This is a genomic window from Micromonospora sp. NPDC047548 (assembly GCF_040642975.1).
GTDB lineage: Bacteria > Actinomycetota > Actinomycetes > Mycobacteriales > Micromonosporaceae > Micromonospora.
In genome coordinates this window covers 24,400-45,759 of the sequence record NZ_JBEYTI010000020.1, presented here as the reverse complement: position 1 = coordinate 45,759, position 21,360 = coordinate 24,400, and the positions used below count along the sequence as shown (strand labels likewise).

General features: G+C 73.8%; 23 protein-coding genes. 5 read left to right on the top strand and 18 right to left on the bottom strand.

The window, feature by feature from the left end:
* Nucleotides 1–116 precede the first annotated feature (116 nt).
* Nucleotides 117–596 carry a hypothetical protein gene (locus ABZ807_RS20550; protein ID WP_357160108.1) on the top strand — a complete coding sequence of 160 codons (480 nt, stop codon included), beginning with the start codon at nucleotides 117–119 and terminating at the stop codon, nucleotides 594–596.
* On the top strand, nucleotides 593–901 hold the full coding sequence (locus ABZ807_RS20545; RefSeq protein ID WP_357160105.1) for a transcriptional regulator: 309 nt from the start codon (nucleotides 593–595) through the stop codon (nucleotides 899–901). Before ABZ807_RS20550 ends, ABZ807_RS20545 begins: the two co-directional genes overlap by 4 nt.
* A 124-nt stretch (nucleotides 902–1,025) precedes the next feature.
* Here the strand turns inward: ABZ807_RS20545 and ABZ807_RS20540 are convergent, their stop codons facing one another.
* The 3 genes from ABZ807_RS20540 to ABZ807_RS20530 all read right to left on the bottom strand — a co-directional run bounded on the left by ABZ807_RS20540 (nucleotide 1,026) and on the right by ABZ807_RS20530 (nucleotide 4,181).
* Nucleotides 1,026–1,313, bottom strand: a complete 288-nt coding sequence (locus tag ABZ807_RS20540; protein WP_357160102.1) for a GlsB/YeaQ/YmgE family stress response membrane protein — start codon at nucleotides 1,311–1,313, stop codon at nucleotides 1,026–1,028.
* A 303-nt stretch (nucleotides 1,314–1,616) separates the two neighbouring features.
* Entirely contained in the window at nucleotides 1,617–3,494 is a 1,878-nt protein-coding gene (lepA, locus tag ABZ807_RS20535) for a translation elongation factor 4 (RefSeq protein WP_357160099.1), read from the bottom strand.
* Nucleotides 3,495–3,644: 150 nt separating this feature from the next.
* Complete coding sequence (locus ABZ807_RS20530; RefSeq protein ID WP_357160097.1) at nucleotides 3,645–4,181, bottom strand: DUF4240 domain-containing protein; 537 nt, start codon at nucleotides 4,179–4,181, stop codon at nucleotides 3,645–3,647.
* 120 nt (nucleotides 4,182–4,301) lie between these two features.
* Here ABZ807_RS20530 and ABZ807_RS20525 point away from each other — a divergent pair, with 120 nt between their 5' ends.
* Complete coding sequence (locus tag ABZ807_RS20525; RefSeq protein ID WP_357160095.1) at nucleotides 4,302–5,354, top strand: phosphotransferase; 1,053 nt, start codon at nucleotides 4,302–4,304, stop codon at nucleotides 5,352–5,354.
* Between the two features lie 113 nt (nucleotides 5,355–5,467).
* Complete coding sequence (gene rpsT / locus ABZ807_RS20520) at nucleotides 5,468–5,734, top strand: 30S ribosomal protein S20 (protein WP_357160093.1); 267 nt, start codon at nucleotides 5,468–5,470, stop codon at nucleotides 5,732–5,734.
* Nucleotides 5,735–5,914: 180 nt separating this feature from the next.
* On the opposite strand, the gene ABZ807_RS20515 is transcribed toward rpsT, so the two are convergent.
* The 12 genes from ABZ807_RS20515 to pepN all read right to left on the bottom strand — a co-directional run bounded on the left by ABZ807_RS20515 (nucleotide 5,915) and on the right by pepN (nucleotide 18,524).
* Entirely contained in the window at nucleotides 5,915–6,397 is a 483-nt protein-coding gene (locus tag ABZ807_RS20515; RefSeq protein ID WP_357160090.1) for a hypothetical protein, read from the bottom strand.
* Nucleotides 6,394–7,374, bottom strand: coding sequence for a DNA polymerase III subunit delta (gene holA, locus ABZ807_RS20510; RefSeq protein WP_357160282.1), 981 nt, complete (start codon nucleotides 7,372–7,374; stop codon nucleotides 6,394–6,396). Before holA ends, ABZ807_RS20515 begins: the two co-directional genes overlap by 4 nt.
* A gap of 143 nt (nucleotides 7,375–7,517) precedes the next feature.
* On the bottom strand, nucleotides 7,518–9,881 hold the full coding sequence (locus ABZ807_RS20505; RefSeq protein ID WP_357160087.1) for a ComEC/Rec2 family competence protein: 2,364 nt from the start codon (nucleotides 9,879–9,881) through the stop codon (nucleotides 7,518–7,520).
* A gap of 185 nt (nucleotides 9,882–10,066) precedes the next feature.
* Nucleotides 10,067–10,987, bottom strand: a complete 921-nt coding sequence (locus ABZ807_RS20500; protein WP_357160084.1) for a helix-hairpin-helix domain-containing protein — start codon at nucleotides 10,985–10,987, stop codon at nucleotides 10,067–10,069.
* Nucleotides 10,988–11,124: 137 nt separating this feature from the next.
* The gene (locus ABZ807_RS20495; protein ID WP_357160081.1) at nucleotides 11,125–11,250 is read right to left on the bottom strand and encodes a hypothetical protein; all 126 of its coding nucleotides are present in this window, start codon (nucleotides 11,248–11,250) and stop codon (nucleotides 11,125–11,127) included.
* A 708-nt stretch (nucleotides 11,251–11,958) separates the two neighbouring features.
* Entirely contained in the window at nucleotides 11,959–12,597 is a 639-nt protein-coding gene (locus tag ABZ807_RS20490) for a methyltransferase domain-containing protein (RefSeq protein WP_357160078.1), read from the bottom strand.
* 144 nt (nucleotides 12,598–12,741) lie between these two features.
* Nucleotides 12,742–13,086 carry a hypothetical protein gene (locus tag ABZ807_RS20485; RefSeq protein ID WP_357160075.1) on the bottom strand — a complete coding sequence of 115 codons (345 nt, stop codon included), beginning with the start codon at nucleotides 13,084–13,086 and terminating at the stop codon, nucleotides 12,742–12,744.
* 155 nt (nucleotides 13,087–13,241) lie between these two features.
* On the bottom strand, nucleotides 13,242–14,090 hold the full coding sequence (locus ABZ807_RS20480) for a DegV family protein (RefSeq protein ID WP_357160072.1): 849 nt from the start codon (nucleotides 14,088–14,090) through the stop codon (nucleotides 13,242–13,244).
* A gap of 48 nt (nucleotides 14,091–14,138) precedes the next feature.
* Nucleotides 14,139–14,768 (bottom strand): histidine phosphatase family protein, encoded by a 630-nt coding sequence (locus ABZ807_RS20475; protein WP_357160069.1) that lies wholly within the window; start codon nucleotides 14,766–14,768, stop codon nucleotides 14,139–14,141.
* Nucleotides 14,765–15,175 (bottom strand): ribosome silencing factor, encoded by a 411-nt coding sequence (rsfS, locus tag ABZ807_RS20470; RefSeq protein WP_357160066.1) that lies wholly within the window; start codon nucleotides 15,173–15,175, stop codon nucleotides 14,765–14,767. The genes ABZ807_RS20475 and rsfS overlap by 4 nt, the downstream gene beginning before the upstream one ends.
* 110 nt (nucleotides 15,176–15,285) lie before the next feature.
* Nucleotides 15,286–15,882, bottom strand: a complete 597-nt coding sequence (nadD, locus tag ABZ807_RS20465) for a nicotinate-nucleotide adenylyltransferase (protein WP_357160063.1) — start codon at nucleotides 15,880–15,882, stop codon at nucleotides 15,286–15,288.
* Between the two features lie 71 nt (nucleotides 15,883–15,953).
* Nucleotides 15,954–18,524: an aminopeptidase N gene (gene pepN / locus ABZ807_RS20460; protein WP_357160060.1), complete on the bottom strand. Its 2,571-nt coding sequence runs from the start codon at nucleotides 18,522–18,524 to the stop codon at nucleotides 15,954–15,956.
* Nucleotides 18,525–18,590: 66 nt separating this feature from the next.
* Here pepN and ABZ807_RS20455 point away from each other — a divergent pair, with 66 nt between their 5' ends.
* Nucleotides 18,591–18,809, top strand: a complete 219-nt coding sequence (locus ABZ807_RS20455; RefSeq protein ID WP_357160057.1) for a DUF397 domain-containing protein — start codon at nucleotides 18,591–18,593, stop codon at nucleotides 18,807–18,809.
* 103 nt (nucleotides 18,810–18,912) lie between these two features.
* Here ABZ807_RS20455 and ABZ807_RS20450 read toward each other — a convergent pair whose 3' ends face one another.
* The 3 genes from ABZ807_RS20450 to ABZ807_RS20440 form a co-directional block, all read right to left on the bottom strand.
* Nucleotides 18,913–19,314, bottom strand: coding sequence for a hypothetical protein (locus ABZ807_RS20450; protein WP_357160054.1), 402 nt, complete (start codon nucleotides 19,312–19,314; stop codon nucleotides 18,913–18,915).
* A 216-nt stretch (nucleotides 19,315–19,530) separates the two neighbouring features.
* The gene (locus ABZ807_RS20445; protein WP_357160051.1) at nucleotides 19,531–20,709 is read right to left on the bottom strand and encodes a zinc-dependent alcohol dehydrogenase; all 1,179 of its coding nucleotides are present in this window, start codon (nucleotides 20,707–20,709) and stop codon (nucleotides 19,531–19,533) included.
* Nucleotides 20,706–21,347 (bottom strand): cyclase, encoded by a 642-nt coding sequence (locus ABZ807_RS20440; protein ID WP_357160048.1) that lies wholly within the window; start codon nucleotides 21,345–21,347, stop codon nucleotides 20,706–20,708. Before ABZ807_RS20440 ends, ABZ807_RS20445 begins: the two co-directional genes overlap by 4 nt.
* Nucleotides 21,348–21,360: the final 13 nt, after the last annotated feature.

Below are 21,360 nucleotides of genomic sequence, written 5' to 3'. Positions count from 1 at the left end.
TCAGCCTAGTCGGTTACTCGGGTGACGGCTTCCCCGGAAAGTACTTGCCTACAAGGAAAGCAAGTTGTTTACTTTCCTTATAGGCAAGTACTCGCCTCACTCTCAAGGAGAACGCCGTGTCCGAACCCGCCGTCTCCCCCGCGGCCGCCGCCGACGCGCTGGCCGAGATCCACGCCCGCCGGGACCAGGCAGTCACCGCCGCCCTCGTCCCCGGCTGGTACTGGCCCGCCCTGGGCGGCCTCATGGTCGCCTTCACCGCCGCCGTCGAGACCCACCGGCCGTGGGTGGTCGCGGTCGGATCGGTCGGGTATGCCCTGGGCCTCGGCGCCCTGGTCGCCCGGGTCGCGCTGCGGCACCGCGCCCAGGTGCGCAACTCCCTGATCGGGGTCCGCGGGGCGGTCGCCATCGTGGGCTACGCGCTCGGCCTGGTCGCCCTCGGCCTGGTCACCGGGTTCGCAGCGGAGTCGGCGGGACTGGCCTGGCCGGCGACCATCGGCGCGGCGGCCACGGCGGGTGCGATGACCGCCACCGGGCAATCGCTGATGGGGTACCTTCGCGGCGTGATGACCGCCCGGCCGATCGGCGGTGGCCGGTGACCGCACCCCGGTTCGACGAGCTGATCCACGCGCCGACCCGACTCTCCCTGGTGAGCCTGCTCGCCGCCACCGAGTGGGCCGAGTTCCGCTACCTGCGCGAGCAGCTCGGCCTCTCCGACTCGGCGCTGTCCAAGCAGCTCTCCACCTTGGAGCAGGCCGACTACGTCGAGGTGCGCAAGAGCTTCGTCGGCAAGCGGCCGCGCACCTCGGTCAAGCTGAGCCGGCGCGGACGCGGCGCGTTCGACGGGCACGTCGCCGCGCTGCAGCAGATCGTCGCGCAGGCCGGCGCGAGCGTGCTGCCCTGACGGGAGCCCGGCAGGGTGAACAGCGCCGAGGCGGCAGGCGTACGCGAATTCCCGGCGCGGACGCGAGCGGGCGCCCGTCCCCGAGGGGGTACGGGCGCCCGCTGAGCGTGCGTGCGGTGCGGGATTACCGGTGGGTGACGCCGCGGTGGCGACCCACGCCGGACACCAGGGCCACGCCGATGGCGGCGAGCACGACCTGGACCAGCAGCTCCATCCAGTCGATGCCGGCGGTCTCCGTCGCGATGCCGATCGCGCGAGCCAGCACGGTGCCCAGCAGGGCGGCGCCGACACCGATCAGCATGTGCAGCCAGATCGGCATGTCCTGGCGGCCCGGCACGACCAGGCGGCCCAGAGCGCCGACGATGAGACCGACGACGATAGCGGTGATGATGCCCCAGACGGTGAGCTCCACGACCGTCCTCCTTCTGAAGATGAGTCACACGGTGTGTGGTTCCTGTCGTGACCGCTAAATTCCCGACCGTCCGAAAATCCAAACCGATTCAGCGGAACAGCGGTCGCCGCCCGTCGATGCGCGCCCCCGCGTCCATTGCCACCAGGGACGAGCAACCCCGCCGCTCAGGGCGCGTACGGCGACCACCGGGCAGGGCCGCCCGGCCGCCGGAGAATTCCCGGGTACGACGTGGGAGCGCGCACGCGAAACGGCCGGCACCCACCTGTCGGGGGGTGCCGGCCGTGGCCGTCGCGGCGGCGGGCGCTACTTCTTGCCGGGCGCCTTGCCGTCCCCGGAGTCGGAGGAGAGCGCGGCGATGAAGGCCTCCTGGGGGACCTCCACCCGGCCGACCATCTTCATCCGCTTCTTGCCTTCCTTCTGCTTCTCCAGCAGCTTGCGCTTACGACTGATGTCACCGCCGTAGCACTTGGCGAGCACGTCCTTGCGGATCGCCCGGATGGTCTCCCGGGCGATCACCCGGCTGCCGATGGCGGCCTGGATCGGCACCTCGAACTGCTGGCGCGGGATCAGGCTGCGCAGCTTCGCCGCGATGGTGACCCCGTAGTTGTACGCCTTGTCCTTGTGCACGATCGCGCTGAACGCGTCCACCGGCTCGCCGTGCAGCAGGATGTCGACCTTGACCAGGTCGGACGCCTGCTCGCCGGAGGGCTCGTAGTCCAGCGACGCGTAACCCTTGGTGCGGCTCTTCAACTGGTCGAAGAAGTCGAAGATGATCTCCGCGAGGGGCAGCGTGTAGCGCAGCTCCACCCGGTCGGCGGAGAGGTAGTCCATGCCGAGCAGGCTGCCCCGGCGGCCCTGGCAGAGCTCCATCACAGCGCCGACGTAGTCGGTCGGGGTGAGCACGGTGGCGCGCACGACCGGCTCGTACACCTCGGCGATCTTGCCGGTGGGGTACTCGCTCGGGTTGGTCACCACGAGCTCCTGGCCGTCCTCGGTGATGGCCCGGTAGACCACGTTCGGCGCGGTGGAGATCAGGTCGAGGTTGTACTCGCGCTCCAGCCGCTCCCGGATGATCTCCAGGTGCAGCAGGCCGAGGAAGCCGCAGCGGAAGCCGAAGCCGAGCGCGCCGGAGGTCTCCGGCTCGTAGTCGAGCGCGGCGTCGTTGAGCTTGAGCTTGTCCAGCGCCTCGCGCAGGTTGGGGTAGTCGGAGCCGTCGATCGGGTAGAGCCCGGAGTAGACCATCGGCTTCGGGTCCTTGTACCCGCCCAGGGCCTTGGTCGCCGGCCGCGAGTTGATGGTCACCGTGTCACCGACCCGGGACTGCCGGACGTCCTTCACGCCGGTGATCAGGTAACCCACCTCGCCGACGCCGAGCGCGTCGGCCTTCACCATCTCGGGCGAGATGACGCCGATCTCCAGCAGCTCGTGCACCGCGGCGGTGGACATCATCTTGATCCGGTCGCGGGCACTGATCCGCCCGTCGATCACCCGGACGTAGGTGACCACGCCCCGGTAGACGTCGTACACCGAGTCGAAGATCATCGCCCGGGCGGGCGCGTCGGCGTCGCCCACCGGCGGCTGGAACTGTCGGACGATCTCGTCGAGCAGGTACGGCACGCCCTCGCCGGTCTTGCCGGAGACCTTGATGCAGTCCGCCGGGTCGCCGCCGATCAGGTGGGCCAGCTCCTCGGCGTACTTCTCCGGCTGGGCGGCCGGCAGGTCGATCTTGTTGAGCACCGGGATGACGTGCAGGTCGTTCTCGAGCGCCAGGTACAGGTTGGCCAGCGTCTGCGCCTCGATGCCCTGCGCGGCGTCGACCAGCAGGATCGCGCCCTCGCAGGCGGCCAGCGAGCGGGACACCTCGTAGGTGAAGTCGACGTGGCCCGGGGTGTCGATCATGTTGAGCACGGCCTGCTCGCCGGCCCGCTCGCCCTCCCGGATGGTCCACGGCATCCGGACGGCCTGGCTCTTGATGGTGATGCCACGCTCGCGCTCGATGTCCATCCGGTCGAGATACTGCGCGCGCATCTGCCGGGGGTCGACCACGCCGGTGAGCTGCAACATCCGGTCGGCCAGGGTCGACTTCCCGTGGTCGATGTGGGCGATGATGCAGAAGTTCCTGATGCGCGCCGGGTCGGTGGCACCAGGAGCGTTCGCGCCGGGATCGAGCGTCGGTGGCACAGCGGTCCGTTCTGGTCGGCTGACGTGAGCGGGCCGGCGCGCGCCGGCCCCCTCTATGCTCCCACGTCGCTCCGGACGCGCTCCGATCACTCCTGGGTGCCGCGGCTCACGGTCCGGTGCTCCGCCGCCGCCTTCCCCGGCCGGGCCGGGTCACTCCTCGGGCGGCTCGACGAAGAGCGCCGCGAGTCGGGGCAGCCGACGCCGTGCCTCGTCCTCGTCGTCGAAGTCCCAGAAGTCGTTGAGGTCGGGCGCGACGACCGGGTCCCGCTCCGCCGGCAACTCAGTCGCGGTCGCCTTCCGGTGCGCCTCCCACGGCACCGCCAGCATGTCCTCGCACTCGAACTCCTCGCCGCTGAGCGCGGCGGCCCGCACCCGGGGCAGCTCCGCCAGGGAGTCGGGGTCACCGACCGCCCGGGCGAACACCGCCCGGCCCTGGGTCATCAGCCAGCCACGGAAGTACTCGAAGCCGTCGTCGGAGGCGCCCCCGTTGATCAGGTAGGCCGCGCCCCAGAGGTCGACCTGGTAGGAGGCGGACAGCACCCGCTGCTGGTGGCGCGCGTACCCGACGATGTCCTTCGGGTCCCGCTCGGCCAGCAGGGCGACGGCGCGGGCGGCGACCGCGTCGGGCTCTCCCCCGCCACCCGCGCGGGCCTGGTCGATCAGCTGCCAGAAGTCGTCGGTCCTCATGGCCTGGCAGTCTCCCAGACCCACTCCCGGCCGCGAGCCGGCAGCGGGAACAGCGCGGCGAGTCGCGGGTACCGGCGGACGGCGGAGTCCACCGCCTCGCCGACGACGGGGACGCGTCGGATGGGCGCGCACGCACCGGCAGGGCAGCATGGTGGGGTGCCCGCGATCTCGCCGCCCCCGGTGCCGTACCACGCCACCGCCGTCCGACCGGACTGGTCGGCGCTGCCGGCCGGGCTGCGCGACGCGGTGGTCACCCGGCTCGGCGCGCCGGTGGTGTCGGCGCGTACCGCGGGGGCCGGCTTCACCGGCGGGTTCGCCGCCCTGCTGACGGCCGCCGACGGCGGCCAGGTCTTCGTCAAGGCCGCCGACCTGACCCACCAGCGGCACCTCGCCGACTGGTACGCCCGGGAGGCGGCGGTCCTCGCCCGGCTCCCGGCCGGCCTGCCGGTCCCCCGCCCGGGCTGGGCGCTGACCGCGTCCGGCTGGTACGCGCTCGGCCTGGACGCCCTCGACGGCCGCACGCCCCGGCTGCCCTGGGACCCGGCCGAGCTGGACGCCGTCCTCGCCGGGTACGCCGAGCTGGCCACCGCGCTGGCCGATCCGCCCGCCGGCCTGGTCGCCCTCGGGCTGCCCCGCCTGGCCGACCTGGCCCGCGACGACATCCTCTGGTGGGGCGAGGTCGCCGCCGGCCGCGAACCGGCGCCACCGATGCCAGCTGCGGCGCGCGACCGGCTGCCCGAGCTGGTCGCGCTGGAGTCCCGACTGCCCGGGTACGCCGCCACCGGCCGCGGCCTGGTCCACGGCGACCTGCGGGTGGACAACGTGCTGCTCGACGCCGGCGGCCGGGCCTGGTTCTGCGACTGGAACTGGCTCTGCCACGGCCCCGCCTGGTTCGACCTGGCCGGCCTGCTGATCACCGGGTACGCCAGCGGCCGGCCCGTGGACACGATCTTCGCCGGCCATCCGGCCACGGCCGACGCCCCGCCGGACGCCCTCGACGTGACGCTGGCCGCGCTGGCTGGCTACTACCTCACCTCCGCCGCCACCGGCCCGCCCCCGGCCCCGCCGGCCCCGAGACCCGCGCCGCCGGTCTCCCCGCACCTGCGGGCGCACCAGCGGTTCAGCGGGGAGCAGGCGCTGCGCTGGCTGGCCGCCCGGCGGGGCTGGAGCTGAGTCGTTTTGGCTCGTCCCGGCCGACCTGGTAACCTGGCTCTTCGCGCAGCGATGACGCCTGCTCGTCGCGTGCGGAAGCAGACCAAACCGAGCTATCAAGACGAGGCTGTCGCGTGGCGAACATCAAGTCCCAGATCAAGCGCAACCGGCAGAACGAGAAGCGCCGGCTGCGCAACAAGTCGGTCAAGTCGTCGCTGAAGACCGCCATCCGGAAGTTCAACGAGGCTGCGGAGGCCGGTGACGCCGAGAAGGCCACCGTTCTCATGCGTGACGCGGCCCGCAAGCTGGACAAGGCCGCCAGCAAGGGCGTCATCCACTCCAACCAGGCGGCGAACCGGAAGTCGGCGATCGCCAAGCGCGTCGGCTCGCTCTCGGCCTGACCGAGCGACCTCAGACCTGACCTGAAGCCCCGGGCGTCGCCCGGGGCTTCAGGCTGTCCGCCTTCCGCCGCATGGTCCACCCCGTCTACGGCAGGTGGCGGCGTCGCGATGGCACGGACACCGCAACATCGCGCGAGCGGAGTCGATCACGGTCGCGGACGCCGACGACCATGGGACGGGTCAGGGTCGGTCGGCGGGATCGCCGTCCGTGCCGGCGGGCCAGCGGGTGGCCCCGGACCGCCACGCCTGCGTCCCGTCCCGCCGCTGCCCCGCCGGGGCCGGCGCCGGTTCGGCGGCGACCACCACGCCCGGCACGGTCCGGGGCACCCGTACCCGGCCGACCACCGGCTCCATCTGCCGCCGGAACCGGTCCCGCTCCTGCTCCGGCACCAGTGCCGCCGAGCGCACCACCTGCTCGGCCACCATGTCGTTGAGCTTGACCATCAGTGCCACGGCGGCGGGCAGCACCACCACGGCCCACCAGCTGACCAGCTCGGCCAGGGCAAGCAGCACAGCGAGCGCCACCACGCCTTCGAAGAAGAGGAAGCAGAGCACCCCACCCGGGTCGACGACGCGCAGTCCGAGCGCCCGGGCGTAGAGCGCTCGGTGCCGCTCCTCCTCCCTGGGCACGGTGCTCCACGCCGTCCGGGTGAGGCCGGTCACCGGGCGCCGCCCCGCCGGGCGGCGGCGACGGAGAAGACCGCCTTCTCCAACGCGTACGCCCGGTCGTCCGCGCCGCCCTTGACCGCCGCGTTGCACTCGGCGGCCGCCCGCATCGCCTCGACCAGGCCCTCCGGGGTCCAGCCCCGGGCCCGTTGCTGCGCGTTCTTGATCTTCCAGGGGGGCATGCCGAGGGTGCTGGCCAGCTGGTACGGGTCGCCCCGGCCGGCGGCGGCGACCCGGGCCACGGTGCGAACCCCGTCGGCGAGGGCGTCGGCGATCGGCACCGGGTCGACCCCGACGTGCAGGGCCCAGCGCAGCGCCTCCAGCGCCGCCGGAACGTCACCGATCATGGTCGCGTCGGCGACGGTGAAGCCGCTCACCTCGACCCGGCCGCGGTAGTACCGGGCAACGGTGTCCGCGCCGATCCGCCCGTCGGTGTCGGCGATCAGCTGGGAGCAGGCGGCGGCCAGCTCCCGCAGGTCCCCGCCGACGGCGGCGATCAACGCCTCGGCCGCGTCCTCGGTGCACCTGCCGCCGCCCCGGCGGATCTCGTCCCGCACGAACGCGACCCGGTCGCGGTGCCCCTTGAGCTTCATCGCGGGCACCACGGTGGCACCGGCCGCCTTCAGGCCGTCGGCGAACGCCTTGCCCTTGGCCCCGCCCAGGTGCAGCACCACCAGCTGGACGTCCGGGTCGGGACTCTTCGCGTACGCGAGCAGCGCGGCCACGAGGTCCTTGCGGGCGTCGTGGCCGGCCCGCAGCACCAGCACCCGGCGCCCGCCGAAGAGCGACGGGCTGAGCATCTCGTCGATCTCGCCGACCGTGAGGGACCCCGCCTGGTACTCCCGGACGTCCACGTCGGGGTCGACGCTACGGGCCATCGCCACGGCTTCGCTCACCGCGCGCGTGGCGAGCAGCTCCTCGTCGCCGAGGACGAGCAGGATGGGAGCGAGGCTGGCGGCGGTCACGTGGCCCATCTTGGCACGCTCCACAGCGGGATCGTGCCTGCTCATCGGCGGCTGTGACGGCGGACCCCGCACGCAGCGCAAATCCCGACATTTGCATCGATTACCGGGCCGACCCCGACAATGCGGCTCGATCCCGTGGCCACCGATTCCGTTCACCGGCGTCCCGGCGCGATGCCCCGCGTCACCACCGCCAGACCGTGCCGGCCGGTCACCACCGCCACGTCCCCGTCCGTGTCGGTACGCAACACCCGGACACCGCCCCGGGCCAGCCGGGCCAGCACCGACGGGCTGGGGTGCCCGTAGTCGTTGTCGACGCCGACCTCGACCAGCGCGACGGCGGGCCGGACGGCGTCGAAAAAGGCCGGATCCTGGTACGCGCTGCCGTGGTGGGCGACCTTGAGCACCTCGGCGCGCAGGGCGTCGGGCGGCATCCGGTCCAGCAGGGCCCGCTGTTCCTCTGTCTCGGCGTCCCCGGCGAGCAGGATGCGCACCCCGGCCACGGTGGCGCGCAGCACCAGGGAGTTGTTGTTCGGGTCGGACCGGGTGCCGTGCAACGGGTACGGCGGACCGAGCGCGACCAGCTCCAACCCGCCCGCCCGGTACGACCAGCCTGCCGGCGCCGCTCGCAGCACGGCGGCTCCGGCCGCGGCGGCAGCCACCAGGTCACGCCCGGCCTCCGGCTCGGCAAGCCCCGGGGTGAGCACCTCGGCCACCCGCCGGCCCCGGAAGACCCCGTCCACGCCGCCCACGTGGTCGGCGTGGAAGTGGCTCACCACCAGCAGCGACACCTCCCGTACGCCGAGCCGGCGCAGGCAGCCGTCCACGGCGGACGGCTCCGGGCCGGCGTCGACCACCACGGCGCGACCGGCCGCCACCGGCAGCACCAGCGCGTCGCCCTGGCCAACCGCGCAGCCGACGACCACCCAGCCGGCCGGCGGCCACCCGCTGGCGAGGATCCGGACCGGGAGGGTGCCGAGGATCACCGCGGCGGTGCCGACCGCCACCAGCCGACGTACCACCGGCCGCCGCGTGGCGAGCAGCAGCGCCACCGTCAGCCCGGCCAGCAGCAGCGCGCCCGGCACCCCACCGGGCCAGGGCACCGTGCCGGCCGGCAACCGGGCGCCGACCCGGGCCACGGTCACCAGCCACCAGGCCGGCCAGCTCGCCAGCCAGGCGGCGAACTCCGCGCCGGCCGGCCAGACCGGGGACACGACGGCAGCCAGCACCCCGAGCACCGTGGCCGGCGCGATGGCCGGCACCACCAGCAGGTTCGCCGGCACCGCGACCAGGCTCACCGTGCCGGAGATGCCGGCCACCACCGGCCCGCAGGCGAGCTGCGCCGCCGCCGGGACGGCCAACGCCTCGGCCAGCCCGGCCGGCACACCCCGCCGGCGCAGCGCGTCCCGCCACCTCGGCGCCAGCAGCAGCAACCCACCCGTGGCCAGCACGGAGAGCGCGAACCCGGCGTCCCCGGCCAGGTCCGGGTCGACCATGACCAGGACGCCCACCGCGGCACTCAGCGCGGGCAGCGCCGCCCGGGGCCGCCCGGCGGCCAGCGCTGCCAGCCCGATCGCACCCATGGTGGCGGCCCGCACCACGCTCGGCGACGGGCGGACCAGGACCACGAAGCCGACCAGGGCCAGCCCGCAGAGCACCGCCGCCGCCCCCGGGCCGGCCCGGGCCCAGCGCACCAGGAGCAGCACCGCGCCGACCACGATGGCCACGTTGGAGCCGGAGACCGCGTTGAGATGTGTCATCCCGGTGGCCTGGAAGTCCTCCTCCACCGTGGCCGGCAGCCGGCTCGTGTCCCCCACGATCAGTCCGGGGAGCAGGCCGCCCTGCTCGTCGGGAAGCGGGGCGCAGGCCCGTTGCAGGCCGGCGCGGAGCGTACCGGCGGCGCGCTGGAGCCACGGCGGTGGCCCGTGCGCCACCGGCGGGCCCGGCACGATCAGCACGGCGGCGGTCAGGTCTCCCCCGCGCGGCGCGGTCAACCGCCCCTCGGCGGTCACCCGCTGCCCCGGCAGCCGCCCTCGCCAGGCCGGGTCGGTGGCCAGCACCAGCATCCGCACCGGGGCGCTCACCCGCCGGCCGTCGGGGCCGGTGAGGCGGGTCAGCTCGGCGGCCACCAGCAGGGTCGCCGGCCGGCCGGGAGCGCCGCGGACCGGGCGGGGATCGTCGCGGACCACCAGCTCGGCGGTGACCCGGACCCGCTCGTCGACCAGCGCGCGCAGCGGGGCGGCGTCGCGGACGTGCAGCCGGGCGGCGGTGGCGCTGGCGCCACAGACCACCCCGATCAGCACCGCCACGACGATCCAGCCGTAGCGGCGGGCGGTGCCGGCGGGACGGCCGAGCACGCCGAGCAGGTGCCCGACCACCAGGGCGGCGAGACCTGCCGCGGCGGCCGCCAGCAGCGCCGCCGTCGGCGCGGTGAGGTGCAGGCAGGCCAGCGCGGCGAGCCACGCCGCCACCGCCAGGCCGGCGAGCCGCAGGTCCGGCGGATCACCGGCCGCCTCCACGCCGGGGGCCGACCCACCACCCTGGTCCGGTCCGGTTGCGGCCCCAGCGGCACGATCCGGCCCTCCCCCGGCCACGTCGGCCGCAGATCCACCCGCACGATCCGGCCTGGCCCCGCTTGCGGCCACGCCGGACGCGGACCTACCAACCCGAGCCGACGTGCCGCCGGCACCGTCCACCGTCGGCCTCACACCGTCACCAGGTCCTTGAGCTGCTCGTAGCGGGTGTCACCGATGCCCTCGACCTGGCGCAGGTCACCGACCGAGCGGAACCCGCCGTGCTGGTCACGGTGGGTCAGGATCCGCTGGGCGAGCACCGGCCCGACCCCGGGCAGCCCGTCGAGCTGCGCCAGCGTCGCCGTGTTGAGGTTGACCAGGCCGCCCAGGGCGGGCGCGGCACCGGCGGCCGGTGGCGCGGCGGCGCCGGGCTGGCCGGGCGGCGTGGCGACCCCGACCAGGATCAGCTCCCCGTCGGCCACCTTGCGGGCCGGGTTCAGCAGGGCCACATCCACGCCGGGGAGGGCACCGCCGGCGGCCTGCACCGCGTCGGCGACCCGCGCGCCGGCCGGCACCCGGACCAGGCCGGGGCGGCGTACCTTGCCGGCGACCGCGACGACCAGTTCGCCGGAGGGGGTCCCGGTCGCCTCGGGAGCGGCGGACGGGTCGGGCGCGGACACCGGCGACACCGGGCGGACCGGCTCGGCCTGCGGCCGGGACCGCCAGGCCCAGAAGCCGGCCCCGAGCACCACGACCACCGCGACGGCCGCCAGCGCCCGTACGCCGCGGCGACCCGGATCGAAGGCGCCGGGCCCGGGCAGCCGCGACGCCGGGGCGACGGGAGGAGCGTCCTCGTCCGGTACCGGCACTCCGTGGTCGACCTTTCCGGCCGACGTCCAGGGAAAGGATTTCTCGGAGGCGGAATGCACCGGAAGGCCCGGCCGGACCGGCGGCGCCTCCGGCTCGGCGAACGACCCCGACGCGGACAGGGGAGCCGGGTCGGTGCGTCCCGGCGTGGTCGGCCGGAGACGTGATGTCCCGCCCTCCGACGGCGCCGCCCCGAGCATGCGGAACAGCCGCTGCCGCACCATCGTCTCCTCGTCCTGTGACACGACGCGAGGCTAGGAAGCGAAGGGCCGGGGCGGCAGGCCGACGGTCACGGCCTGTGGACAAGGCAGGCCCCTGTGGACAATCGCCTGATCATGCGCCGCCGTGCTATGGCGAGCTCGCGTGCTGTCGAGCCGGCGGATCAGCTGGCCTCCGGGTCGAGGCCGAGCACCGCCCGTCCCCCGTCGACTGGCAGGGTCAACCCGTTCACAAAGCTCGCCGCGAGCAGGTACGCCACGGCATCCGCCACCTCGTCAACGCGCCTCATCCGGCCGGCCGGATGCAATCGGGCGAGGTCCGCCTCGATCCACTCCCCTCGGCGGTCTCCCGCTCGGCCACGAAGGCGGTGCCGCTCGGTGCGGATGGAACTCCGGGTCCGCCGAGGACCAGGACGCCCACCGCCGCGCTCAGCGCGGGCAACACCGCCCGGGGCGGCCAGCGGCCACCGCCGCCAGTCAGGCCCCGGTCAGCCGCCTGCCGTTTGGCCGGCTGCCGCCGGACACGGCTGGTGTCCAGCGTGTCTGGACAGGACAGGTAGGCGCGGACACCTGGGCAGCCAGCGGGTGGCGGCACCCTCGATGGCGCTCTCGTTCGGACCGTTGACCAAGGGAGCCGCGGAACGTGCCCAGGTAGGTACGACCGAAAGGTGCCCAGTGGCGCGAGGTATATCCGACAGACACCAGGACTGGACACCCGCCGGCAGTCTCGCAGTTCGTCCCAGTCGGCGGGTCCTGCTGCGGTCAGGCCGTGTCGATCCTTGGTAACGGCTGCGTCACCGGACGGCGGTAAGGGCTCCGCACGCATTCGCAGGACACTCAATTGCCGAGAAGCAGGCACCGGGACAGAGCGGGGATGGCGTGCCGCATAGGCATCCTGATATTGAACGCACGCCTCGGACCGAGCCAGAAAGTCGAAGGTGGTCAGCAGGCCGCGCGGCCGATCTGTGACCCCGATCACCGGCGCTTCCCCGCGTACTTCACCTGTGGGCGAAGACGAAGCCACCCTCGACATTTGGGGCCGGCCGATGCAACATCTCGGCCTCGACGGTGAAGCCGGCGGCATCCAGCCAGGCCGCCACCCGGGCCGGTGAGCGACGGTGCACGTAGACGTTCATCGGGTGGCCGCCGTACCCCTCCGTCTTGAGCTTGCTGCCGTCGCCGGCATGGAAGCCCAGCAGCAGGGCCCCGCCAGGCCGCAGCACCCGGAAGAACTCGGCGAGGACCGTGGGTACCTCGTCGTCGGGGACGTGGATCAGGGAGAACCAGGCGAGCAGGCCGGTCAGGGAACCGTCGGCCAGTTCGAGAGCCGTCATGGAGCCGACCTCGAACCGCAGGCCGGGATGGTCCCGGCGGGCCACGTCGATCATCGCGGGCGACAGGTCGACGCCGAACGCATCCAGGCCGACGCCCTGCAGGTAGGCGGTGATCCGGCCCGGACCGCAGCCGACGTCGCCGACCGGCCCGTTCCCCTGGGCGCGCACCAGCTCGGCGAAGAGCGCCAGGATGCCCCGCTGGAACGGCTCGCCGGCGAGGGCGTCGCGCAGCAGGTCGGCATAGCTGACCGCCACAGTGTCGTAGGAAGTCCGAGCGTCGTCGAGCCAACCGGGAACGCGCATGCGAAGACGCTAGCCCCGACTCAGGTGCTCGCGTCGCCCTGGGCAACGCCACCATCGATCCGCGCGAGTGAAACGGTCGGGACCGTCATGTAGATGCCAGACCATGAACGCACGCACGAATCTGCCGGAGATCAGGTGCGCCGGTCACTGGCCTGTTCGCCACCATGCACACCAGTCATGGGCCTGCCTGAGGACGCGCCACCATGCCAGGTGCCTGGGAGTCATGCTTGACCGGTCGATCAACCCCGGCGGCGTGAGTCGGCCGGCCTCGTAGGCGGTCAGCCGTCGCAGTATCTCCGCGCGGTCGAAGCTCGGGAAGCGAACCAACAGGAGCCGTAGCTCGAACTGCGACTCGCACAGCTGGTTGAAGGTTGCCCGGTCCATCGGCCGGGCGGACACGTGCCACGAGTCCGGTGCTGCCCAGTGCGTCATCCGCAGATAGAAGGCGTCGCGAGGGCCGGCTTGGGCGAGCGCAGCCAGGAACGCCAACGACTGCTCAGCTCCGCCAGGTCTGCCGGAACATCGGCACCGCCCTCAAGCCACAAAGGCGGACTGACGGCACGTCACCAGTCGTAGCGGACGCGGAGCCGTTTGAAGTGGTGCAGCCAGGCGAACGCGCGCTCGACCACCCTGCGGACCTTGGATCAGGGCCGGCGGTGCACGACCACGCTGGCCAGGCCCGGCCCGGCGTGGGCGGCGACGACCGCGCCCGCCTCGGAGACGTACGTGTCGTGCAGCCGGTCGCCGAGCCGCCCGGTGAGCGCGTCGAGAAGCTGCTGGGCCCGCTGCGGCGCGGCGAGGTGGTGCACCCCGAGGTCCACCTCGGCGTCGCCGGCCGCCTCGACGGCCAGGTCGACCAGGCGGGCCACACCCCGGCTGGCGGTGCGCACCTTGTCCTTGACCACGATCGCCCCGTCCGGCATATGCATGATCGGCTTCACCGAGAGGGCGGTGCCGAGCAGCGCCTCGGCCGCGTTGATCCGGCCGCCCCGGCGCAGGAACTCCAGCGTGTCGACGTAGAAGTAGATGGTGGTCCGGTCGACGGCGTCCCGGGCCGCCTGCCGTACCCCGGGAAGGTCGGCGCCGGCCTCGGCGGCGGTGGCGGCGGCGAGCACCGGGAAGCCCAGGCCCATGCCGGTGGATCGGCTGTCGACCACCTCGACCCGGTCGCCCAGCTCGGCGGCGGCCAGCCGGGCCGCCTCGACGGTGCCGGAGAGTTCCGCCGACAGGTGCACCGACACCACGCCGTCCGCGCCGCCGTCCAGCAGTTTCCGGTACGTCCGCGCGAACTGCTCCGGGGCCGGGCGGGAGGTGCTGACCGAGACCCGCCGACCGCCGAGCACCCGGGTGGCGTCTGCGGGGAAGGTCTCCACCCCCTCCAGCCCTTCCGCCCCGTTGAGCACAACGGTCAGCGGCACCACGGTCAGCCGGTGCGCCTGCACCAGCTCGGGCGGAAGGTAGGCGGTGGAGTCGGTGACGACCGCGACGGGCATGCCCGGCACGCTAGCCGATGACGGCGCTGACCGCCCGGGCCGGAGGGCTCAGACCGACTCCGCGGATGCCGGCCGGGTGATCAGGCCGACGTTGTGGGCCCGCAGGTGCCAGCCCCGGACGTCGTCGTGGCGCAGCTCGGTCCAGTGGCAGTTCTGCAGGGAGCCTACGGTCCGCAGCACTGCGTGGTCCCAGCCGAGCAGGTGGCCGACGCCCTGCCGGGCCCCGCCCCCGTGGGTGGCGACCACGACGGTGCCACCGGCGACGAGGTCGGCCGCGTCCTGGAGTGCCGCGCCGACCCGCTTGCCGAGGTCGTCGAGGGTTTCGATCTCCGCGCCCGGGTCCGGGTCGCCGGCCCGCCAGCGCGCGTACTCCTCGGGGAAGCGGGCGGCGACCTCGGTGAGGGCCAGCCCCTGCCAGCGGCCGAAGTACCGCTCGCGCAGGCGGGCGTCGGTGCGTACCGGCAGACCGGTGAGCGCGGCGAGGGCGGCGGCGGTGGCCGAGGCCCGGCTGAGGTCGGAGGCGACGATGGCGTCCGGACGCAGGGCCGCGAGCAGCGGCGCGACCTCGCGCGCCTGCTCGCGGCCCAGGTCGTTCAGCGCCACGTCGGTCTGCCCCTGGACCCGGCTGGCGGCGTTCCAGTCGGTGTTGCCGTGCCGCCAGACGATCAGGCGGGTCATTCCGCGCTGGCGGTGCCGGCGGAGGCGTCCGCCTCGACCAGGTCCCGGTCCACGAACGGGACCTGGGGGCAGTCCTTCCAGAGCCGGTCGAGGGCGTAGAACTCGCGCTCCTCGGTGTGCTGCACGTGCACCACGATGTCGACGTAGTCGAGCAGCACCCAGCGGCCACCCCGCTCGCCTTCGCGCCGGACCGGCTTGGCCTTCTCCGGCAGCTCGAGCAGCCGCTCCTCGATGGCGTCGACGATGGCCAGCACCTGACGCTCGTTGGGGGCCGCGGCGAGGACGAACGCGTCGGTGATGGCGAGCTGGTCGCCCACGTCGATGATGACGATGTCCTGCGCCTTCTTGTCGGCCGCGGCCTGGGCGGCGGCCATCGCCAGCTCGTGAGCGCGTTCGGAAACTGTCACCGTTCTCCTTCGATCAACCGTACGACCCTCCAAGGGTCTCACACCCGGCGGCGCGACGACTTGTCAGTTCTGGTCGATTACCTGGACAGACACCCACATACCCGGCGGATTCACTGCTGGTAGAGCCGCCGTTTCGCGATGTACTGCACCACACCGTCGGGCACCAGGTACCAGACCGGCTCCCCCCGGGCCACCCGGGCGCGGCAGTCGGTGGAGGAGATCGCCATCGCCGGGACCTGTACCAGGCTCACCGTGTCGGCGGGCAGGTGCTTGTCGGTGAGCTCGAACCCGGGGCGGGTCACCCCGATGAAGTGGGCCAGCTCGAAAATCTCGTCCAGATCCTTCCAGGAGAGGATCTTCTCCAGCGCGTCGGCGCCGGTGATGAAGTACAGCTGCACCTTCGGGCCGTACTCGGCGTGCAGGTCGCGCAGGGTGTCGACGGTGTAGGTGGGGCCGCCCCGGTCGATGTCCACCCGGTTCACCTGGAAGCGCGGATTGGAGGCGGTGGCGATCACCGTCATCAGGTAGCGGTCCTCGGCGGGGCTGACCGGCTCGTCCGCCTTCTGCCACGGCTGACCGGTCGGGACGAAGACCACCTCGTCCAGGCCGAACCGGTCGGCCACCTCGCTGGCCGCCACGAGGTGCCCGTGGTGGATCGGGTCGAAGGTGCCGCCCATGATGCCGATCCGCCGGATGTCTTCCTCCACCTGACGATCGTAGGCCGGGGACGGCCGGCGACCCGTCGGGGCCGCCGGACCATCCCGTCCGCCGACCCGGCTCAGGCGGACGCGGCGGCCACCGCCGTCCGGGCGACCAGCGCGCGGCGCAGGTCGTCGTCCAGGTCGGTGACCCAACGGCGCAGCCCGGGCGTGAGGTCGTCGCGGGCCAGCAGCGCCGCGGCCAGGTCCCGGGTGGGCTGCGCCGCCGCGTAGCGGGGGAACGCCAGGATGGTGACCTCGTCGGCCGTCCAGGCCGTACGCAGCCGCGCGGCGGCCGGCATGTCGGCGAAGTACCGCTCGACGTACGGCGCGGTCAGCTCGGCCTGCTCGGGCTGCCAGAATCCCTCGGCGGTCGCCTCGACCAGGCGGTTGGACAGTTCGGTGCTGCTGGTCACGATCTCCCAGGCGGCCCGCTTGGCGGCGGCGTCCGGCAGCGCCGCCCGGCAGCACGCGGCCCGCTCCGCCCCGGTGGCGCTGCGGTCGGCGGCGGCCTCGGCGGCGATCTCCGGCTCACCGGCCGCGCCCAGCACCACCAGCCGTAGCAGCAACGCCCAACGCAGATCGGTGTCCACCGCCAGCCCCTCCGGCACCCCGTCCCCGGCCAGCCAGCCGCGCAGCAGCGCGGTGTCGGTGGTGGCGGCGATCAGGCCCCGGGCCGCGGCGAGCTGCAACGAGCCGCCAGCCGGGGCTCCGGCGAGCAGCGCGGCGCACGCCCCGGCGACCCGCAGCAGCGCGGCGTCCCGGGCCAGCGGGTCGAGGTAGCGGTCGATCAGGCGGCGGCTCAGGGTGAGCACCTCCTCGGCGATGATCACCTCGGTCTCGGCGGGCAGGGCCGCCGCGATCAGCGAGACCACGCCGGTCACCGGCCGCTCCCCGTCGGTGGCCGCGTCCATCGCCTCCCCCCAGAGCAGCGCCCGGGCCAGCGGGTCGTCCAGGCCCGGCAGCAGCATCGGCACCGCGTCGGCGGAGGCGGGGTCGAGGCGGATCTTGGCGAAGGTCAGGTCGCCGTCGTTGGGCAGCAGCAGGCCGGTGGCCGGCTCACCGATCAGCTCGGTCAGCTCGGTGCGGCCCTTGCCGGCGTCCGGATCGAGGTCCACGTCGACCCGGCGCGCCGTGCCGTCGGTGGCGTACCGGCCCACCCCGATCCGGTGCGGACGCAGCACGGGGTGGGCGTCCGGGGCGGTCTGCACCACGGCCGCGTCGACCCAGCGGCCGTCGGCGTCCACCGCCGTCTCCATCCGCAGGGTGTTGACCTGCGGCCGGCGCAGCCAGCGCTCCGCCCAGTCGGTGAGGTCCCGGCCGGTGGCGGTGCCGGCTCCGTTCGCGGCTGCGGGGCTCGCAGGCTCACTCCTCGCGCCCCCGGTGCTCAGGCTGGCGAGCAGGTCGGCCAGGGTGGCGTTGCCGAACCGGTGGGCGGCGAAGTGGGCGTTGAGGCCGGCCAGGAAGGCCTCGTCGCCGAGCCAGGCGACCAGCTGCCGCAGCACGCTGGCGCCCTTGGCGTACGAGATGCCGTCGAAGTTGAGCAGGGCCTGGGCGGCGTCGGCGACCTCCTCCGGGGCCACCGGGTGGGTGGAGGGCCGCTGGTCGGCGGTGTACCCCCACGCCTTGCGGCGGATCGCGAAGGTCGTCCAGGCCTGGTCGAAGCGGGTCGCCTCGGCGGTCACCCGGGTGCCCAGGTACTCGGCGAAGGACTCGTTCAGCCAGAGGTCGTCCCACCAGCGCATGGTGACCAGGTCGCCGAACCACATGTGCGCCATCTCGTGGGCGATGGTGGTCGCCCGCAGCTCGCGCTGGGTGTCGGTGACCGCCGACCGGAAGACGTAGTCGTCACGGAGAGTGACCAGGCCCGGGTTCTCCATCGCGCCGGCGTTGAACTCCGGCACGAACGCCTGGTCGTACTTGCCGAACGGGTAGCGCTCGGCGAAGAGCTCGTGGAAACGGTCGAGGCACTGCCTGGTGACGGTGAAGATCTCGTCGAGGTCGGCGTCCAGGTGCGCAGCGAGGGAGCGGCGGCAGTAGACGCCGAGCGGAATGCCGTCGTGCTCGGCGCGCCGCACGTGCCAGGGGCCGGCGATCAGCGAGACGAAGTACGTGGCCAGCGGCGCGGTCGGGGCGAACTCCCAGCGCCCCGGCCGGGGGTTGGCGGCGAGCTGCCCGTTGGCGGCCACCGTCCACTCCGGTGGCGCGCTGACCGACAGGGTCACCGGCGCCTTCAGGTCGGGCTGGTCGAAGGCGGCGAAGAGGCGCTGCACGTCGTCCAGGAAGGACATCGCGTAGAGGTAGGTCTCGCCGTCGGCGGGGTCGACGAAGCGGTGCATCCCCTCGCCGGTGTTCGAGTACGCCATCTCGGCGGTGACGGTGAGCGTGTTCTCCCCGGCCAGCCCGGTCAACGGCAGCCGGTTGTCGTCCAGCGAGTCCGGGTCGAGGTCCCGGCCGTTGAGGCGTACCCCCAGCAGTCGCGCGGGTTTGACCTCGACGAAGGTCCCGGCTCCGGGGGTGGCCCGGAACCGGATGGTGGCGGTGGAGTGGAACCGCTCGCCGCCGCCGGTCAGGTCGAGGTCCACCTGGTAGGACTCGACGGTGATCAGCGCGCGACGCGCGGTCGCCTCTACACGGGTCAGGCTCGGCATCCGCTTATCCTGCCCGACGGGGAACCGGACGGGTTCCCCATGACGCGTGGTGATGGAGGACGAACAATGGGTCAGCACCCCAAGGGCGATTTCGACGTGTCCCGGGCGGTCTGGCAGCGGGCCGAGGGTGACACCTCCGACAGCGCGGTCGAGGTGGCCTTCGTCGACGACCTGATCGGCATGCGCAACTCCGCCGAGCCGGACGGGCCGGTGCTGGTCTTCACCCAGGCCGAGTGGGACGCCTTCGTCGCCGGCGCGCAGGACGGCGAGTTCGACCTGGACTGAACGCCGGGGCGTCACGAGGCGGGCCGCGCCCCGTCGACTCCGGGCCGGCGATCCGGCGGTGTCACCTCCACCGGGACACCGCCGGGTCGCCGGCCCGGGGCGTTCAACCGTCGCCCTCGCCCCAGCCGAGGCCACCAGGGCCGGGGGCGTGGTGGAAGCCGGGATGACCGGCCACGTCGGCGCAGCGCTCGCCGTCCGGCCCCGGCGCGCCGCAGAAGAGCCGCTCGGCCCGGTGCCAGGCGTCGGCCGGCGAGAGCGCGGCCGCGCCGAGCGCCACCTCCGGGCGGAGCAGGCTCAACGCCTCGGCGTACGCGACGGCGAGGTCGTGGGCCTGTTCCGGCCCGTCCGCCTCGAAGCCGAGGTGGGCGGTGAAGCGCCGGGGCGGCCGGGGTGCCCGCCGGGCGGGGGTGATCAGCGGCCCGGCGTCCGCCTCGCCGGACCGGGCGCTCCCGAACGCCTCGATCACCCGCCGCTGCCGCCGGTACGGCAGCCTGTTGTCCCCCATCGGCCCTCCCCGTCGTCACGCCGGCCGCACACCCGTGGCCGGCCCGGTGACGAGCCAACCAGGTTTCTGGCGCCCTGGGAGGGGCCAGCGGACGGCTCGTCAACTGGCCCACACCCCCGGCGGTACGCCCGCCCACCGCCCGGACGGCGGCCCCGGCGGGATTCGGCGGGCCAGCGGACGCTGACCGGCCGGGTCGCCGCAGTGGAACCGGCCCGGTCAGGCCGTCGCCGGGTGCAGGACAGTGCGCAGGCAGGCGTCCTGCTTCTTCTCGAAGATCTCGTAGCCGCGCACGCCCTCGGCCAGCGACATCGGGTGGGTGGCCAGGTAGCGGGGGTCGACCTCGCCGGCGGCGAGGCGGTCCAGCAGCATCGGAATGTAGCGCTGGGCGTGCAGCTGCCCCATCCGCAGCACCAGGGCCTTGTTCATCGCCGCGCCAAGCGGGAACTTGTCGACCAGCCCGCCGTAGACGCCGACGATGCTCACCGTGCCGCCCTTGCGGCAGGCCATGATCGCCTGGCGGACCGAGGTGGGGCGGTCGGTGCCCAGCCGGGCGGTCTGCATCGCCTTGTCGTACGCGTACACCGGGCCGACATCGTGTGCCTCCATGCCGACCGCGTCGATGCAGGCGTCCGGCCCCCGGCCGGCGGTCATCTCCCGCAGCGCCTCCAGCACGTCGGTCTCGGCGTAGTTGATTGTCTCCACCCCGAACCGCTCGGCGGCCGTGGAGAGCCGCTCCGGCAGCCGGTCGATGACGATGACCTGCTCGGCGCCGAGCAGCTGGGCGGCGCGGGCGGCCATCTGGCCCACCCCGCCGGCGCCCCAGACCGCCACCACCTCGCCGCCGGAGAGCCCGCAGAAATCGGCGGCCATCCAGCCGGTGGGCATGGTGTCGGAGGCGAAGACCACGGCGTCGTCGGGCACCCCGTCGGGGACCTTGAACGCGCCGACGTCACCGAACGGCACCCGGATGTACTCGGCGTGGCTGCCGGAGTAGCCGCCAGCGGCGTGCGAGTAGCCGAGGATGCCGGCCGGTGAGTGGCCCCACAGCTTCTCCGGGCCGACGGGCTGTGGGTTGGAGTTGTCGCAGAGCGAGAACTGCTCGGTGCGGCAGTACCAGCAGCCGCCGCAGGCCACCACCGCGCCGACCACCACCCGGTCGCCGACGCGCAGCCGCCGCACGCCCGGCCCGGTCTCCACCACCTCGCCCATGAACTCGTGGCCGAGGATGTCCCCCTCCCGCATCGCCGGCAGGAACCCGTTGATCAGGTGCAGGTCGGAACCGCAGACGCTGCTCGCCCGGACCTTGACCACGATGTCCCCCTCGGCCCGGACCCGCGGCTCGGGCACGTCCCGTACCGCCAGCTTGCCGACCCCTTCCCAGCACAGCGCCCTCACGCCCGCCCTCCCGCCGTCAGCCTCTCGCGGACCATGTCGGTCGCCTCCTCCTGTGCCGGGGTGCGCCCGGAGGGGTCGTGCCGGGTGTCGATCATCTGGCCGCTCTCGATCAACGACTTGATCCGCCGTAGCGCGTCCCGCAGCGCCAGGTCGGGTTCGTCGCCCCGGGCCAGGCCCAGCAGCCGGCCCAACGGCCCGCCGGGGCGGTAGCGCAGCTCGGCCCGGATCTCGGTGCCCCGGTCCTGCGGCGCGGGGGTCAGGTCCACGTGTCCCTGCTGCGGCACGGGGCCGTCGGTGACCCGCCAGCTGAGCCGGCCCGGGCCGTCGACGGCGATCTCGGCCCGCCACTCGGCGCCGCCGCCGGCAGGATCGCTGGCGACGCAGCGCCACCTGTTCTCGCCGAGCTGTTCGAGGGTGGCCCACTCGGCCAGGGCCCGGTCCAGCCGTTCCCGGTCGGTCCAGAAGCCGATGACGGCGTCCATCGGCCGGTCCACGGTGATCCCACGGCGCACCACGTACCAGCCGCCCTGCCGGTCGGGCTGGTGACGGCGCCGCCGCCGGGCCACCAGCCGCCCGACCCCGACGGCGGCCACCGTGGTGGCACCGAGCAGGGCCCACCTCGTTCCGTTGCTGGTCATCACGTCTCCTCCG

Coding starts and splice junctions, on each gene's coding strand:
- pepN (WP_357160060.1), bottom strand. CDS start 18,524: ATGCCGAGCCTGACCCGTGTAGAGGCGACCGCGCGTCGCGCGCTGATC.
- ABZ807_RS20495 (WP_357160081.1), bottom strand. CDS start 11,250: ATGAGGCGCGTTGACGAGGTGGCGGATGCCGTGGCGTACCTGCTCGCG.
- ABZ807_RS20455 (WP_357160057.1), top strand. CDS start 18,591: ATGGGTCAGCACCCCAAGGGCGATTTCGACGTGTCCCGGGCGGTCTGG.
- ABZ807_RS20525 (WP_357160095.1), top strand. CDS start 4,302: ATGGGCGCGCACGCACCGGCAGGGCAGCATGGTGGGGTGCCCGCGATC.
- ABZ807_RS20440 (WP_357160048.1), bottom strand. CDS start 21,347: ATGACCAGCAACGGAACGAGGTGGGCCCTGCTCGGTGCCACCACGGTG.
- ABZ807_RS20490 (WP_357160078.1), bottom strand. CDS start 12,597: ATGCGCGTTCCCGGTTGGCTCGACGACGCTCGGACTTCCTACGACACT.
- ABZ807_RS20480 (WP_357160072.1), bottom strand. CDS start 14,090: ATGCCCGTCGCGGTCGTCACCGACTCCACCGCCTACCTTCCGCCCGAG.
- ABZ807_RS20450 (WP_357160054.1), bottom strand. CDS start 19,314: ATGGGGGACAACAGGCTGCCGTACCGGCGGCAGCGGCGGGTGATCGAG.
- holA (WP_357160282.1), bottom strand. CDS start 7,374: ATGGGCCACGTGACCGCCGCCAGCCTCGCTCCCATCCTGCTCGTCCTC.
- ABZ807_RS20475 (WP_357160069.1), bottom strand. CDS start 14,768: ATGACCCGCCTGATCGTCTGGCGGCACGGCAACACCGACTGGAACGCC.
- ABZ807_RS20530 (WP_357160097.1), bottom strand. CDS start 4,181: ATGAGGACCGACGACTTCTGGCAGCTGATCGACCAGGCCCGCGCGGGT.